This is a genomic window from Kribbella sp. NBC_01510 (assembly GCF_045040325.1).
GTDB lineage: Bacteria > Actinomycetota > Actinomycetes > Propionibacteriales > Kribbellaceae > Kribbella.
This window is the reverse complement of sequence record NZ_CP109418.1, coordinates 683,498-699,055: the sequence shown is the minus strand read 5'-3', so window position 1 is coordinate 699,055 and position 15,558 is coordinate 683,498. Positions and strand designations below refer to the sequence as shown.

Sequence of the window (15,558 nt, the reverse complement as noted above, 5' to 3'; positions counted from 1 at the left end):
CGCTTAACACTGTGATTGCCGGACGTCCCCTAGGGTTGGTGCATGAGTGAGGCAGGCCTGAGACAGGCGCAGGAGAAGATGCGCGCGGCCGGCGCTGCCGACGTCGCGATCCGCGTCTTCACGCACTATTACCGGCTGCTCGAGTCCGGTCAGCAGGGCACGATCCGCGAGGACGACATCGAGCCGGTCGGCGACCTGCCGCACCTGGACCACCTGGACACCGACCCCGAGGCGATGCGGGCCGCGCTGGCCGAGACCGCCGTGATCAAGCTCAACGGCGGCCTCGGTACGTCGATGGGCGTCACCGGCCCCAAGTCCGCACTGCAGGTCAAGGACGGGCTGAGCTTCCTCGACATCATCGCCCGCCAGATCCTCAGTACGCGGCGCAAGTACGACGTACCGCTGCCGCTGGTCCTGATGAACTCGTTCCGCACCAAGGCGGAGTCCCTGCAGATCCTGAGCGAGTACGACGGTCTCGCGATCGACGGCCTGCCGCTGGACTTTATGCAGAACATGGAGCCGAAGCTGCTCGCCGAGGACCTCACCCCGGCCGAGTGGGAGCCGGACCCGGAGCTGGCCTGGTGCCCGCCGGGCCACGGCGACCTGTTCACCGCATTGGTTGCCTCCGGCACCCTCGACGCCCTGCGGGAACACGGTTTCCGGCACGCGTTCATCTCGAACGCGGACAACCTCGGCGCGACCCCGGACCCGCGGATCGCCGCCTGGATGGCGGAGCACGCCGTACCGTTCGGGATGGAGGTCTGCCGCCGGACCCGGTCCGACCGCAAGGGCGGGCACGTCGCGGTGCGCAAGTCCGACGGGCGGCTGATCCTGCGGGACAGCGCGCAGGTCGCGGACCCGGATACGAAGTACTTCCAGGACATCGCGCGGCACCGGACCTTCAACACCAACAACCTGTGGATCGACCTGGACCAGCTGGCCGAGCTGATGGACGGGCACGACGGGATCCTCGGGCTGCCGATCATCGTGAACCGCAAGACCGTCGACCCGGCCGACCCCACGTCACCCAAGGTGATCCAGCTGGAGACCGGGATGGGCACCGCGATCGAGACCTTCGAGGGCTCGCAGGCGGTGCTGGTCGACCGCAGCCGGTTCAAGCCGGTGAAGACGACGAACGACCTGCTCGTACTGCGCTCGGACGTGTACGAGCTGGACGAGGCCGGCGACCTGACCACGACGCACGAGGGCGACGAGCCGTACGTCGACCTGGACCCGGAGTACTTCAAGATCCTGGCCGACTTCGACGCGCGGTTCCCGGTCGGGCCGCCGTCGCTGGTCCGGGCCGACCGGCTCGAGGTGCGCGGTGACGTTGCCTTCGGCAAGGATGTGGTCATTGTCGGCGACGTGGAGCTGCAGGCGCCGGCGGGTGAGCGCCGGGAGATCCCGGACGGCGCCGTACTCGACGGCTGAACCGAGCCCTGGGGGAGTGAATGGACGACCTGCTGATCAGGCCGTTGGAGCCGTACGACACGGACGAGGCCGCTGCGGTGTGGTGGCGGTCGCGGCACGCGGACGGGGCGCAGTTGCCGCCGGCGATCCACACCGCCGAGCAGGTGGCGACCTGGTTCGCCGAGGTGCTGCTGCCGGACGCGCAGACCTGGATAGCGCTGGATGACGGCCGGATCGTCGCGGTACTGACCCTGGACGGCGACGACCTCGACCAGCTGTACGTCGACCCCGACGCGGCCGGCCGGGGCGTCGGCTCGACCCTGGTCGACCTCGCCAAGGACCTCCGCCCCGGCGGTCTCGCCCTCTGGACCTTCCAGACCAACACCCGAGCCCAGTCCTTCTACCGCTCCCACGGCTTCACCGAAGTACGCCGCACCAACGGCGCCACCAACGAGGAGCGCGCCCCCGACGTCCGCATGACCTGGGGCAACCACCCGGAAAGTGTGCAGGTCGATTAGGAGGTAGTGCCGACTCGGTGCGTGGTGGGCGTGGGCACGAGCCTGAGGGCCCGCCGACGCGCCAACTACCTCCTGTCGATCTGCACGGATTAGGGTCGGGCTCGTGAGACGGACTGTGGATGAGCATTTGGAGGTTGTGCTCGGGCGGGTGACGGCGCTGCCGGCGTTCGATCAGCCACTGATGGAGGCGCTGGGGCTGGTGCTCTGTGAGGACGTCGTCTCCGGGGTCAGCCTGCCGGGATTCGACAACTCGGCCATGGACGGGTATGCCGTCCAGGCCGCGGACCTGGCCGGGGCGTCTCAGGACAACCCCATCACCCTGCCCGTCGTCGGCGAGTTCCGGGCCGGGCGGAGTGAGCCGATCGTGGTGACCCCCGGTACGTGCGTGCGGATCATGACCGGGGCTGAGATGCCGCGGGGCGCGGACAGCGTCGTACCGGTGGAGTGGACCGACGGCGGCACCGTGAACGTGCGGATCGCTCAGCAGCCCGCCCTCGGAGCGTCGGTGCGACGCTCCGGTGAGGACGTGCACGCGGGGGACCAGGTTCTGGACCGTGACACCGTGCTCGGGCCGCGGCAGATCGCCGTACTCGCGGCTGTCGGCCGAGCGCGGGTGAAAGCGCGCCCCCGCCCCCGCGTGGTTGTGGTCTCGACCGGTGCGGAGCTGCGGGAGCCCGGAAGTCGGCTCGGCGAGGGACAGATCTACGACTCGAACAGCTACACCATGGCCGCGTGCGCACGGGACGCCGGCGCCGTGGTGTACCGCGTCGGCATCGTCGATGACGACCCGAAGCGGATCATGGACACGCTGTCCGACCAGCTGGTCCGCGCCGACCTGGTGATCACCACCGGTGGCGTCAGCATGGGTGCGTACGACGTGGTCAAGGAGGAGCTCTCGAAGCTCGGCACGGTCGACTTCCCGCAGGTCGCGATGCAGCCGGGCAAGCCGCAGGGCTTCGGTGTGCTCGGTGAGGACGAGGTGCCGATCTTCACGCTGCCCGGCAACCCGGTGTCGGCGTACGTGTCCTTCGAGGTGTTCGTCCGGCCGGCGCTGCGCAAGCTGATGGGCCAGATGCCGTACCGGCGGACCACTGTCCGGGGGGTGACGCTGGACGGGTTCAGCTCGCCCGCGGGGCGGCGGCAGTTCGTCCGCGCCGCGGCCAGGTCCGGCGACGAGGGCTGGATGGCCAGTACAGTCGGCGGGCACGGCTCACACCTGCTCGGCGGGCTGAGCCGCGCGAACGCACTGATCGTGGTGCCCGAGGACATGACGTCGGTCCGGGTCGGCGATCAGGTCGAGCTGTTGCTGCTGGACGAGGAGACCCGATGACGCAGGACCCGGGGCTGACCCATGTCGACGAGACCGGGGCGGCGCGGATGGTGGACGTGTCGGCCAAGGAGGCCAGCAGCCGGCGGGCTGTTGCCAGCGGCAAGGTTCTCGTCTCGGCCGAGGTGGTGACCGCGCTGCGCGGCGACGGCGTACCGAAAGGTGACGCGCTCGGCGTCGCCCGGATCGCCGGCATCATGGGCGCCAAGCGGACGCCCGATCTGGTCCCGCTCTGCCACCCGATCGCGATCACCGGCGCCAAGGTCGATCTCGAGGTCACCGACGACGCCGTCCTGATCCAGGCCCAGGTGAAGACCACCGACCGCACCGGTGTCGAGATGGAGGCGCTCACCGCCGTCGCGGTCGCCGGGCTCGCGGTCATCGACATGGTGAAGGCGATCGATCCGGCCGCCGTGCTGTCCGACGTCCGCGTGGAACTCAAAGAGGGCGGGAAGACCGGCCACTGGGAGCGGCCGTGAGAGCCCTCGTGGTCAGTGTCTCGAACCGCGCGGCTGCGGGCGTCTACACCGATACCACCGGCCCACTGATCGCCGAACGCCTGACATCGTGGGACTTCGAGGTGTCCGGCCCGCAGGTCGTGCCGGACGGTCCGCCCGTCGGTGACGCATTGCGTGCTGCGGTCGAGGCGTCGTACGACGTTGTGCTGACGACTGGTGGCACAGGGATCTCACCGACCGATGCGACGCCGGAGCAAACCGCTGCGGTGCTCGACAAGCTTGTACCGGGCATAGCTGAAGCTATCCGGTCCTATGGCGTGGCGAACGGCGTACCGACTGCCGCACTGTCTCGTGGACTGGCCGGAGTGGCTGGTACGACGGTCATCGTGAACCTGCCCGGTTCACGCGGCGGCGTGAAGGACGGGCTCGCCGTACTGGAACCGTTGCTGCGGCACGCCGTCGAGCAGGTGCACGGCGGTGACCATGTCCGGGCGGATACCGACTGATGGCGATCGTGCATTGGCCCGTGGAGCTTCAGCACGGGCAGGTCGCGCTCCGACCGCTGCGTGCCGGCGACGGCGGTGAGTGGGCCGCAGCGCGCCAGCGCAACGTCAGTTGGCTGCGCCCGTGGGACGCGACCCAGCCGCCCGGTGCGGAGGACGGTGCACGGACGTTCCGAGCCATGGCGCGCGACTGGAACCGCCAGGCGCGCTATGGCCGGATGCTGCCTTTCGTCATCACGTACGGCGCCGCAGCAGGTGCCGGTGCACGGGCGAAGTGGCCGCTGGTCGGCCAGTTGACGGTGTCCGGGATCACCTACGGCTCGGCCCGCTGGGCGAACCTCGGCTACTGGGTCGACGAGCAGTACGCCGGCCGCGGCATCGTGCCGGCCGCGGTCGCGCTGGCCGCGGACCACTGCTGGTTCACCCTTGGCCTGCACAGGATCGAGGTCGCGATCCGCCCCGAGAACAAGGCGAGTCTGCGGGTGGTCGAGAAGCTCGGCTTCCGGTACGAGGGCGAGCGGCCGCGGTTCCTGCACATCGACGGCGACTGGCGCGACCACCGCATCTTCGCGCTGAACGTCGAGGAGGTCGGGCCCGGTCTCGTAGCGCGACTGCGATGATCACTCAGCGTCGCTATTCACATCAGTCACACGAGTCTTCTTGCGACACACCGACTCACGTACCCCATCTGGCCCTCGCCGCGCCTTAGCGTCGTCGCATGGGGACGACAGGGCTGATCTATGTGGCGATCGTCGCCGCGTGGGCCGCCTACCTCGTCCCGATGCTGCTGAAGCGGAACGACGAGGCGCGGCGCCGCCCGGTGTCGTCGTCGGCCGACGCGCGGGTACTGTCGCGTGACCCGTCGCGGCCGCGGTACGTCGTACGCCCGGCCGGTGCTGTGGACGACGCGACGCCGGCAGGTGATCTGCCGCCGCCTCCGACGCGGTACGTCCCCAATCGAGCCCGCCGGGTGGCCGCGATGCGCCGCCGGCGGGTGCTGTCGATCCTGACCCTTTCGCTCCTGTCGGTCGTAGCCCTGGCCGGTCTGGAGATGCTGCTGTGGTGGACAGTCGCCATTCCTGGCGCGTTGATCGTCGGATTCGTCGTACTGACCCGGGTGCAGCTCCGGCGGCAGGCACGCACCCGTGCTCGGTTGGCGGCCGAGCGGCGCGCCCGCATGCAGGCCCGCCACGACCGCGGACCGGCTGGGAAGCCCGCGCCTTCTCCGGACGAGGAGATGACGATCGAGGTCAAGCTCCCTGCGGAGCCTCAGGTGGCGAAGCCCGCGCCGCCAGCCGAGGGCCTGTGGGATCCGGTGCCGGTGACGCTCCCGACGTACGTGATGAAGGAGAAGGCTCCGGACCGCACCGTCCGCACCATCTCGCTGTCCGACGACGAGGTCTTCTCCTCCGCGCGTACGACGGATCCGGCCGAACGCGGGCCGCTCCCCGAGCCGGCGGAGAAGCCCGAGGAGACCGAGGTCAAGCGCGCCGTCGGCGACTGAAACCCGCTCGACAACCTCGGTTTTAACCGGCGACCATGGGCGTGTTAGAGTTTCGCGGTCGCCAGGCAACTGGTGACCGACTCGGGGCTGTGGCGCAGTTGGTAGCGCGCTTCGTTCGCAACGAAGAGGCCAGGGGTTCGAATCCCCTCAGCTCCACGAAGTCGATGGGCGACTCGTGTCCGCGGAAAGCGCGGACCGGGTCGCCTTCGTCGTGTTGTGCGGCTGCGCTTCGCTTGCCGCAAGCGGGGGCTCCGCCACCCGCACCCCCTGGGCCGTCGCTTCGCTTGGCTGCTGTGGTTGCTCGCCGCGTTCGGTGGCGCCGTCGCTTCGCTTGGCCGGTGTGGTTGCTCGCCGCTGCTGCGCTCAAGCGCTCGGGTCGGGGATGCGGAGGCGGGCCAGCAGGCCGATGTGGTCTGACAGGTAGGTGGGGCCGCTGGGAAGGGGCCGCTTCTCCGTGAGTAGTAGAGCCGTGTCGTCGACCTCGATCGTCTCGGTGACGAGGATGAAGTCGATGCAGTGCGGTTCGCTGCCTGGTGGGAGGTACTCGGCGTGGAAGGTGGGTGGGCACTCGCCGTCGAACGCATCGCGCAGACCGGATCGCCGCCGGAGTTCGCGGTGCAGCGTGCTCGCCTGGGCGACGTTGAAGTCTCCGCACACCACCGTCGGTGAGTTGTCGGCCGCGACTGCCTGCGCGAGCGCAGTGAACTGGTCCCGCTGCAACTGACGGAATCGATTGTGTTCCGACCAGTCGCCGTCGGTGTTGGCCGTCGGGTGGATGTTGAGCACGCGGACTCGGCTGTCGGCCAGCCGAACGGTGAGTAGCCCGCTGTGGAAGGCGCTGACCCGGGCTCGAGCGGGTATGCCTGAGTGGCGCGACGACCGCGGAAGGCGTGCGTACGCCGTCCCGGCCAAGCGCAGCCGTGACAGCGTGACCAGGCCGCCGGCGGGGCCGGCCACCGACGGCCGATAGGCCACATGCGGGAAGGACGGCATCCCTTTCCGGAGGTGTGCCAGGTGGTGGTAGACGAACACCTCCTGCAGGCAGACCACGTCGATGTCGCCGGCGTCGAACTCGGCCGCAATCGCGGCGAATCGCTCGGCTATGCGGGTGCCCTTCAGAGGGAGCCCACGGGTATTGAGGGTGGCGACGATCAGCCGCGTAGTCATGGCCCGGCAGATCGTACCCCTGGTAGGCCGGGGCCTCGTATTGGGCTGCGGAGGCTGTTGCGCGGGCGTTGACGTCTGCGCGCACCATGATGGCGATGGCTAGTGCGACCGCTGAGGCCGGCAACGAGGCTGACACGGTGAAGTCGCACCCTGGCGTGATCCTGCGCGAGTACGGCATGGAGAGCCGGGTCCAGGTCGCACGCGACGTACGCTGCTACCCGGCGCGGTAGGTGCCTGAGGCAAGGATCTGCGCCGGGGGATGTCTCAAAGTGAGAATCGCCGCAGCTAATCTTGACTGATTCCAGAAAACCCGACAGACTGCGACACGTGCCGACAGTGGATGAGCTCCAGGAGTTGTTGCGTGGGGCCGCGCTACGGGTGACCCGGCCGCGGGTGGCGGTGCTGACCGCGGTCTACGCGCATCCGCATGCGGACACGGACTCGATTATCGGTGCCGTGCGCAACGAATTGCCGGAGGTCTCGCATCAGGCCGTGTACGACTCGTTGCACACCTTGACGGCGACGGGTCTGGTCCGCCGGATCCAGCCGTTGGGTTCGGTGGCGCGGTACGAGTCGCGGGTGGGGGACAACCACCATCACGCCGTCTGCCGGTCCTGCGGAGCCATTGCCGACGTCGACTGTGCGGTCGGGCACGCTCCGTGCCTGACCGCGTCCGAGGACCACGGGTTCGTCGTCGACGAGGCCGAGGTCATCTACTGGGGGCTCTGCGCCGAGTGCGCACGCCGTACCTGACTTTCGTTGAAAACGTCCAGTCCTGGAAGGAATCCGATGTCCGAGATCCATGAGCCACTGCCCGGTGAAGGTAGCGAAGAGAGCCGCGGTGAAGAGGACGCACAGGCGTCGGGTGGCTGCCCGGTCGACCACGGTCAGGGGGCGCACCCGACCCGGGGCAGCGCGAACCGCGGCTGGTGGCCGAACCAGCTCAACCTGAAGATCCTGGCCAAGAACCCAGCCGTCGCGAACCCGCTCGGCGGGGAGTTCGATTACGCCGCGGCGTTCCAGACCCTCGACCTGGCCGCCGTGAAGGCGGATATCGCGGAGGTCCTGACCACGTCGCAGGACTGGTGGCCGGCCGACTTCGGGAACTACGGCCCGTTCATGATCCGGATGGCCTGGCACAGCGCCGGCACCTACCGGATCAGTGACGGCCGCGGCGGCGCCGGCGCCGGTCAGCAGCGGTTCGCCCCGCTGAACAGCTGGCCCGATAACGCGAACCTGGACAAGGCCCGCCGGCTGCTCTGGCCGGTGAAGAAGAAGTACGGCCAGAAGCTGTCCTGGGCCGACCTGCTGATCCTGACCGGTAACGTCGCGCTGGAGACCATGGGCTTCAAGACCTTCGGGTACGCCGGTGGCCGAGCCGACGTGTGGGAGCCGGAGGACGACGTCTACTGGGGTCCGGAGACCACCTGGCTGGGCGATGAGCGCTACAGCGGTGACCGCGAGCTGGAGAAGCCGCTCGGCGCGGTCCAGATGGGCCTCATCTACGTGAACCCGGAAGGCCCGAACGGCAACCCGGATCCGATCGCCTCGGCCCGCGACATCCGCGAGACCTTCGGCCGGATGGCGATGAACGACGAGGAGACCGTCGCGCTGATCGCCGGCGGCCACACCTTCGGCAAGACGCACGGCGCGGCCGACCCGGAGAAGTACGTCGGTGCCGAGCCGGAGGGCGCGCCGATCGACCACCAGGGCCTGGGCTGGCGGAACACCTACAAGACCGGCAAGGGTCCGGACACCATCACCAGCGGCCTCGAGGTCACCTGGACCCGGACGCCCGCGCAGTGGGGCAACGACTTCTTCGAGATCCTGTTCGGTCACGAGTGGGAGCTGAGCAAGAGCCCGGCCGGCGCGAACCAGTGGGTCGCCAAGGACGCCGAGGAGATCATCCCCGACGCGTACGACGCGGCGACGAAGCACAAGCCGACCATGCTGACCACTGACCTGGCGCTGCGGTTCGACCCGATCTACGAGCCGATCTCGCGCCGCTTCAAGGACAACCCGGACGAGTTCGCGGACGCGTTCGCGCGGGCCTGGTTCAAGCTGACCCACCGCGACATGGGCCCGATCGCGCGTTACCTCGGCCCGGAGGTCCCGAGCGAGACGCTGATCTGGCAGGACCCGGTCCCGGCGGTGGACCACGAGCTGATCGGCGCCGACGACGTCAACGCGCTGAAGGCGCAGATCGCGGCGTCGGGGCTGTCGGTGTCGCAGCTGGTCTCGACGGCGTGGGCGTCGGCCTCGAGCTTCCGCGGCAGTGACAAGCGCGGTGGCGCGAACGGCGCGCGCATCCGGCTTCAGCCGCAGAGCGGCTGGGAGGTCAACAACCCGGACCAGCTGGCGCAGGTGCTGCGGACGCTCGAGGGGATCCAGCAGTCGTTCGGGAAGCCGGTCTCGCTGGCGGACCTGATCGTGCTCGCCGGTGCTGTCGGCGTCGAGGTCGCGGCGAAGAACGCCGGCCACGATGTCGTCGTACCGTTCACGCCTGGTCGTACGGACGCGTCGCTCGAGCAGACCGATGTCGACTCGTTCGCCGCGCTCGAGCCGTCCGCGGACGGGTTCCGCAACTACTACGGCAAGGGCAACCGGCTCCCGGCCGAGTACCTGCTGCTCGACAAGGCGAACCTGCTCACCCTGAGTGCGCCGGAGCTGACCGTCCTGGTCGGCGGTCTGCGCGTCCTGGGCGCGAACTACGACGGCTCGAAGCTCGGTGTCCTCACCGAGAACCCGGGCACGCTCACCAACGACTTCTTCGCGAACCTGCTCGACCTGGGCACGGAGTGGAAGTCGACGGACGACAGCCAGGAGTTCTTCGAGGCCCCCGACGCGAGTGGCGCGGTCAAGTGGACCGGCACCCGGGCCGACCTGGTCTTCGGCTCGAACTCCGAGCTGCGCGCCGTCGCCGAGGTCTACGCCTCCGACGACGCCGAGGAGAAGTTCGTCCAGGACTTCGTCGCCGCCTGGACCAAGGTGATGGAGCTGGACCGCTTCGACCTCGCCTGATCCGTCACGCGGCAGAAGACCGGCTCCCTCCTCCAGGGAGCCGGTCTTCGGACGGTGCGGCCTGTTGATCAGCCCGACACGTTCCCCTCGAAATGACTGCCTGCGTAGTCCCACCCCCCGGCGCAACTTCGAGCTGAAGTGTTATGCGCCGCACGGCTCGTTTCCGGGGACGGTCAGGAAGAACGGCCGGCAAGTGCCGTCATACCGGAGCGGTCAGGTGATTCCGCGAGCACGATCATGACGACCATCGCGAGAGCTGGTCTGGTGGAGGCGGTCAGCTTGCGAAGACGTTTCAATGGTGGTCCTTTCAACACATGGTGGCTGGCAGCGGGAAGCATGGAGAGTGGAACGGCTGGCGCAGTGCAGGACTCGGCACTACACCGCGCCAGCCGGCGATAGGTCCCTGTCTAAGCAGCAGGAATCGGGGTCAGACATGGACGATTGATGTGTGCGTCAGCGCCCGGCTGCCGAACGCGTGGCAGCCGCAGTGAGAGAGATGAGGTGGCATCCGCCGCTGGCACATCAGGGCACTGGGCGTATGACGAGAACGCGGGCACCGGTTGCTCGCTCGAACGAGTCCCGGATATCGGTCGGTACGCCGAACGCGGCGAAGTGGAACAGACTCGGCAGCGCGACAGCGGTTACCTTCTGGCGATTGACTGCCTCGATGAGGGCCTCGAACGCAGCCGGCCAGGTGCCAGCGTGTTCAACGAAGATGACGCCCATAGTGAAACCCTCAGCCCTGGCAAACATTGCCAGTTCCTGCTTGCCGGCCTCTACTTGGTCCTCGGTTACCATCAGTCCGCGATGCAGGTATCCAAGCAGCAGCGGTTGCGTGTCGTGGCCGCGGCCATCGCTCGACAACCGCGGCGACCTTCGCCCTCTATGTGCCGTCAGCATCCGCTGCCGTCACTGGCTCGTTGGTAATCCGCAGGCTGGCGAAGCGTCGCCGCATCGCCGCCTCGAAGGAGCGTGCAGCTATTGGCTCGGCGACATGTTCGACGATCTTCTGTCGGCCGAACCAGACACAGACGCAGTGGTCGGCTGGCTGGGGTTCCAGAGCGGTGCTCATCGGTCACGTACCTCGCGGTCGATGTCGCGGACGAGACCGATGTACAGCAGACAGGCGATGATGCTCAGCAGCCAGAATCCCTGGTTCACGACCTACCTCCCAGTTGTATCCATCGCAGTTGTTCATCGATGCGCTTGATCAGCCTGCTGTCGGGGCGATCGCTCACCAATGGCCATCTGTGGCACCTCTGTGGCACTTTCGCTGCGAAGTACCGCCTGAGCTGCTTTGATTGCTGGGAGGGAGGAATGCTGTGCGGACGGTGAACACCTGGACCGGCAGGGAGGCAAGGGCTCTCAGGCTTGCCCGGCGGTTCAGCGTGCGTGCGTTCGCGGAGCACCTCGGTGTTGGGATCCGTACGGTGTCGAAGTGGGAGTCGAACGGCGGAATCCGTCGCCCTCAGCCGGCGATGCAAGCGGCACTGGATACTGTCTTGGCCCAGGCAACGGCAGGGGAGCAGGCTCGTTTCGAGGAGCTGACCGCGAGCTCGGCAGCGATCAAGCGTGGCCGGACCACCCTGAGGCCGTGGAGCAGAGACGACTGGATCGATGATCTGGATCGTGCCCGCCTCAGTGCGTCACAGCAGAACTTCGCGCTCGCCTCCATCCTGGCTGCACGATGGCTTGCCCGGACCGATTCCAGCGTCCTCGACGACGCAGATCTTCACCTTCGAGGACGTACGTTGATGCTCCTTGGAGACGTCGCCCGTGACCAGGGCCGCCTAACGGGGCCAGGTTCGGCCGTGTCCACCTACCGCCAGGCTCTCCGGGCCTTCGGTGACGTCCGAGCAGAGCGTCGTACTGCGCAGGTCGAACTTCTCCTCACCGTCGTACTCGAGATGTCAGGCGAACTCGAACGTTCGGCGGCGCGCTATCGAGAACTCTCTACCGACCCGCGGCTGAGCGCGCTGGATCAAGCCAGGGCCCGGATGTGGGTCGGAACCGCGTTGACGAAGGTGCCCGAATCGGTCGGCATCGACAAGACGACGGCGGTCGGGGCGATCGCCTCTGCTGTTTCCGACTTCGAGGAACTCGACGAGCCGGACGAGTGGAACGTCGGACAACAGAAGCTGGCACTTGCCTACCTTGCACTCGACAAATGCGACGATGCCCACCGGCACATCGATATCGCACAGGCCAGCGGCGGAATCGGCACACCACTTCAGAAGGTAAAGCTCGACACGGCACGCGGGCACATCCTGCTGTCCGATCGAGCGACGCGTTCCGAGGGGCTGACGACGTTGGAGCTATGTCGGGAGCTTGCCGGCGCACATCAATTGCTTCATCAGGTGACGAGCATCGACCGGATCATCGGATCGATCCAAGATCAAGCAAACCCACGAAAGGTGAGTTGATGACCGACGAGGTCTCGGCGAAAGATCTCCACGACGCCCGCACGATCTGGGACTACCACCTGATGAACCACCGGTTGGAGCCCGTCGACGTAGGGATCGGGCTGGGCAGTCACGACCTCGGAGTGGCGACGTTCACTGCGAAGCTGTACCACGAGCAATACTTCCCGATGATCGTCTTCACCGGCGCCAGCAGCCGCACCACCGCAGCACGATTCCCGCACGGCGAGGCGGTGCACTATCGAGAACACGCCATCGAGCTCGGCGTGCCTTCCTCGGCGATCAGAGTCGAGACGAACGCTACCAACACAGGCCAGAACCTCGCCTTCACAAGGGATCTGCTGGCGTCTGCCGACATACCGGTCAAGACTGTGTTGCTCATCGCGAAGCCCTATATGGAGAGGCGGGCATACGCGACTTGTCAGAAGGTCTGGCCCGAGGTCCAAGCCATCTGTGCCTCAGAACCCATCGGCTTCGATGACTACCTCGCCGGCATTGGTGACACCAAACTCGTACTGGACATGCTGGTCGGCGATCTCCAACGCGTGATGGAGTACCCCGCACTCGGCTTCGCCGTACAGCAAGACATCCCGACCGAGGTGGAATCCTCCTATGACCGCCTGGTCGCCGCCGGCTACACGAGCCGGCTGATGACGAAATGACCCGATCGGGTGGGCTGCTCTGCGCAATCCACCAGCCGAACCTCTTTCCGCGTCTCTCCACGCTCGCCAAGTTGTTTACCGCAGACATCTGGATTGCACTTGACGACGTCCAGTTCGCTCGCCGTGATTACCAGCACCGTGCCCGTCTCGGGCGCCACGACGACCCGAACGCTCAGCAATGGATGTCGCTACCGGTCCGATCGCCTAATGGCCGCAGAAGTCTGATCAACGACATCATGATTTTGGAGCGAGACCGATCAATCCGCCGCATCCTGAGAATGACTAGGCAACATCACGGCCGTGGACGCCATTGGTCCGCAGTCGAGGCCGACATCGGCCTGGTGGCCGAGATGATCAGCAGGACTGAGTCACTCGCGGACGTGGCGATCACCTCCACGCTGTCGCTTCTCGAACTACTCCACTGGCCCGGCACCGTCGTTCGCAGTAGCGACTTCGTCGTCTCCGCCGACCGATCGACGCGTCTGGCCGATCTCACCCATGCTGTCGGTGCCACCACCTACCTGTGCGGCACCGGCGGCGCCAACTACCTGCGGCCAGATCTGTTCGACGAGCGAGACATCGGTGTCACCTACTTCTCGGTCCCAACGGCTACGAGGCACGAAGTCTGGGCGGGCGCTCAACGACTGAGCAGCATTGCCGCCATGGCGAGCGCTGGTGTTTCAGCGGTACAGCGCGCCTTTGAGCGTGAAGTTCACTTGCGACATCACCTGGCCACCCGCGACCGAGTCGATAGGCAGCCAAAGGCACGCGGTCAGTGAGCCGCGGGCGACCGGTCCGAGGGGGCATGTGGACCGAGGCTCGCTTGTGAGTGGCTCGGGGGCATGTCAGGCTGGCGAGGTTGCCAGCGGGCGGAAGGGGTCGTGCCATGCGGTTTCATCATGATCGGGAGCCTGCGGGGGATTTGACCTTCAGTGACGTGTTCCTGGTGCCGAATCGGTCCGGGGTCGTCTCGCGGCTGGACGTGGATCTGTCGACGAGTGATGGGAGTGGTACGTCGATTCCCATCGTCGCGGCGAACATGACAGCGGTGTCGGGGCGGCGGATGGCGGAGACGATCGCCCGGTGTGGTGGGCTGGCGGTGATCCCGCAGGACATCCCGGTGGACGTGGTCGCCGAGGTGGTTGCCTGGATCAAAGAGCGGGACCCGGTGCACGACACTCCGCTGGTGTTGCCGCCGACCGGGACTGTCGGGGAGGCGCTGAACCTGTTGCCCAAGCGCGGTCACGGCGCGGTGATCGTGGTCGACCAGGGCCGGCCGGTCGGGGTCGTGACCGAGGCGGACTGCTCCGGTGTCGACCGGTTCACCCAGCTGGACGGGATCATGTCGCGCGAGCTGCTGACCGTGCCGGCCGGGATCGACGCCGAGACGGCCTTCGACCAGTTGCACGACGGGCGGCACCGGCTGGCGCCTGTGGTGGACGCCGATGGCACCATCGTCGGGATCCTCACTCGCGAGCGAGCTTTGCGGGCCACGCTGTACGAACCGGCCCTTGATGCGAACGGCAAGCTCCGGGTGGCCGCTGCGATCGGGATCAACGGCGACGCCGAGCAGAAGGCGAAGGCGCTGCTCGACGTCGGCATCGACGTCCTGGTGATCGACACCGCGCACGGGCACCAGGAGCGGATGCTCGAAGTCCTCGAGCTCGTCCGGGGTCTCGAGCCCAAGGTTCCAATCGTCGCCGGCAACGTGGTCACCGCCGAAGGCGTCAGCGACCTCGTCGCGGCCGGAGCGGACATCGTCAAGGTCGGCGTCGGTCCGGGCGCGATGTGTACGACCCGGATGCAGACGGCGGTGGGTCGTCCGCAGTTCTCCGCCGTACTGGAGTGCGCGACGCGAGCCCAGGAGCTCGGCAAGCACGTCTGGGCGGACGGCGGCGTGCGGCATCCGCGGGATGTCGCGCTGGCGCTCGCCGCGGGTGCGTCCAGCGTGATGATCGGGTCGTGGTTCGCGGGGACGTACGAGTCGCCGGGTGATCCGCATCGAGACAGTGACGGGCGGATCTACAAGGAGAGCTTCGGGATGGCGTCGGCGCGGGCGGTGCGGTCGCGGACGGCCGACGACACGCCGTTCCAGCGGGCCCGGAAGGGCTTCTTCGGCGAGGGGATCTCGACCGCGCGAATGTATCTCGACCCCGAGCGCCCGAGTGTCGAGGACGTGCTGGACTCCATCGTCTCCGGGATCCGGAGCTCCTGCACGTACGTCGGCGCCGCCAACCTGGCCGAGTTCCATGCACGCGCTGTAGTCGGCCTGCAGACCGCCGCCGGCTACGCCGAGGGCAAGCCGCTGGACACGAGTTGGTGACCACAGGGCCTACTTGACAACGAATTCCGTCGTTTGATGCTTGCGTAAACGACGACATCCGTTCTCATCCCCGGGGTGAGATTGAGGACACAACAATCTCATACGGCGGGCGATAGGCACGATCCGGAATCGGTGGCACGGTGTAGTCACGGGGTGGAGGGGAGGGACGCCAACAGGATCTGTCGGGGGGTCGCCGATCTCGCAGGGGGAGTGGGATCGATCGACGCGGGGGCGACAGGACAGGC

At 67.4% G+C, this 15,558-nt stretch carries 17 protein-coding genes and 1 tRNA gene; 15 read left to right on the top strand and 3 right to left on the bottom strand.

Annotated elements, in window-relative coordinates; translation table 11 throughout:
• Positions 1-42 precede the first annotated feature (42 nt).
• From OG558_RS03485 to OG558_RS03450, 8 genes are all read left to right on the top strand, one after another.
• Positions 43-1,431, top strand: a complete 1,389-nt coding sequence (locus tag OG558_RS03485) for a UTP--glucose-1-phosphate uridylyltransferase (protein WP_405068909.1) — start codon at positions 43-45, stop codon at positions 1,429-1,431.
• A gap of 20 nt (positions 1,432-1,451) precedes the next feature.
• Entirely contained in the window at positions 1,452-1,928 is a 477-nt protein-coding gene (locus OG558_RS03480; RefSeq protein WP_329481536.1) for a GNAT family N-acetyltransferase, read from the top strand.
• A 103-nt stretch (positions 1,929-2,031) separates the two neighbouring features.
• Positions 2,032-3,258: a gephyrin-like molybdotransferase Glp gene (glp, locus tag OG558_RS03475; RefSeq protein WP_405068908.1), complete on the top strand. Its 1,227-nt coding sequence runs from the start codon at positions 2,032-2,034 to the stop codon at positions 3,256-3,258.
• Positions 3,255-3,734, top strand: a complete 480-nt coding sequence (moaC, locus tag OG558_RS03470; protein WP_405068907.1) for a cyclic pyranopterin monophosphate synthase MoaC — start codon at positions 3,255-3,257, stop codon at positions 3,732-3,734. The genes glp and moaC overlap by 4 nt, the downstream gene beginning before the upstream one ends.
• Positions 3,731-4,219 carry a MogA/MoaB family molybdenum cofactor biosynthesis protein gene (locus tag OG558_RS03465; protein WP_329481533.1) on the top strand — a complete coding sequence of 163 codons (489 nt, stop codon included), beginning with the start codon at positions 3,731-3,733 and terminating at the stop codon, positions 4,217-4,219. The genes moaC and OG558_RS03465 overlap by 4 nt, the downstream gene beginning before the upstream one ends.
• Positions 4,219-4,836: a GNAT family protein gene (locus OG558_RS03460; protein WP_329481532.1), complete on the top strand. Its 618-nt coding sequence runs from the start codon at positions 4,219-4,221 to the stop codon at positions 4,834-4,836. Before OG558_RS03465 ends, OG558_RS03460 begins: the two co-directional genes overlap by 1 nt.
• Before the next feature lie 98 nt (positions 4,837-4,934).
• The gene (locus tag OG558_RS03455; protein WP_329481531.1) at positions 4,935-5,720 is read left to right on the top strand and encodes a hypothetical protein; all 786 of its coding nucleotides are present in this window, start codon (positions 4,935-4,937) and stop codon (positions 5,718-5,720) included.
• A gap of 83 nt (positions 5,721-5,803) precedes the next feature.
• Positions 5,804-5,876 (top strand) — tRNA-Ala (locus tag OG558_RS03450).
• Positions 5,877-6,083: 207 nt separating this feature from the next.
• Here the strand turns inward: OG558_RS03450 and OG558_RS03445 are convergent.
• Complete coding sequence (locus tag OG558_RS03445) at positions 6,084-6,887, bottom strand: endonuclease/exonuclease/phosphatase family protein (RefSeq protein ID WP_405068906.1); 804 nt, start codon at positions 6,885-6,887, stop codon at positions 6,084-6,086.
• 95 nt (positions 6,888-6,982) lie between these two features.
• Between OG558_RS03445 and OG558_RS03440 the strand changes: the two genes are divergently transcribed.
• From OG558_RS03440 to katG, 3 genes are all read left to right on the top strand, one after another.
• On the top strand, positions 6,983-7,117 hold the full coding sequence (locus OG558_RS03440; RefSeq protein ID WP_405068905.1) for a hypothetical protein: 135 nt from the start codon (positions 6,983-6,985) through the stop codon (positions 7,115-7,117).
• 106 nt (positions 7,118-7,223) lie between these two features.
• Positions 7,224-7,640 carry a Fur family transcriptional regulator gene (locus OG558_RS03435; RefSeq protein WP_405072106.1) on the top strand — a complete coding sequence of 139 codons (417 nt, stop codon included), beginning with the start codon at positions 7,224-7,226 and terminating at the stop codon, positions 7,638-7,640.
• Between the two features lie 36 nt (positions 7,641-7,676).
• Positions 7,677-9,908, top strand: coding sequence for a catalase/peroxidase HPI (gene katG, locus OG558_RS03430; RefSeq protein ID WP_405068904.1), 2,232 nt, complete (start codon positions 7,677-7,679; stop codon positions 9,906-9,908).
• 522 nt (positions 9,909-10,430) lie between these two features.
• On the opposite strand, the gene OG558_RS03425 is transcribed toward katG, so the two are convergent.
• Both OG558_RS03425 and OG558_RS03420 read right to left on the bottom strand, forming a co-directional pair.
• Complete coding sequence (locus OG558_RS03425) at positions 10,431-10,772, bottom strand: hypothetical protein (protein WP_329481528.1); 342 nt, start codon at positions 10,770-10,772, stop codon at positions 10,431-10,433.
• Positions 10,773-10,791: 19 nt separating this feature from the next.
• Complete coding sequence (locus OG558_RS03420; RefSeq protein ID WP_405068903.1) at positions 10,792-10,980, bottom strand: hypothetical protein; 189 nt, start codon at positions 10,978-10,980, stop codon at positions 10,792-10,794.
• Positions 10,981-11,230: 250 nt separating this feature from the next.
• Between OG558_RS03420 and OG558_RS03415 the strand changes: the two genes are divergently transcribed.
• The 4 genes from OG558_RS03415 (at position 11,231) to OG558_RS03400 (ending at position 15,313) form a co-directional block, all read left to right on the top strand.
• The gene (locus tag OG558_RS03415; RefSeq protein WP_405068902.1) at positions 11,231-12,331 is read left to right on the top strand and encodes a helix-turn-helix domain-containing protein; all 1,101 of its coding nucleotides are present in this window, start codon (positions 11,231-11,233) and stop codon (positions 12,329-12,331) included.
• Entirely contained in the window at positions 12,331-12,990 is a 660-nt protein-coding gene (locus OG558_RS03410) for a YdcF family protein (RefSeq protein ID WP_405068900.1), read from the top strand. Before OG558_RS03415 ends, OG558_RS03410 begins: the two co-directional genes overlap by 1 nt.
• Positions 12,987-13,769, top strand: coding sequence for a WbqC family protein (locus tag OG558_RS03405; RefSeq protein WP_405068899.1), 783 nt, complete (start codon positions 12,987-12,989; stop codon positions 13,767-13,769). Before OG558_RS03410 ends, OG558_RS03405 begins: the two co-directional genes overlap by 4 nt.
• A gap of 107 nt (positions 13,770-13,876) precedes the next feature.
• Entirely contained in the window at positions 13,877-15,313 is a 1,437-nt protein-coding gene (locus OG558_RS03400; protein WP_405068898.1) for a GuaB1 family IMP dehydrogenase-related protein, read from the top strand.
• The last annotated feature ends 245 nt before the right edge of the window (positions 15,314-15,558 follow it).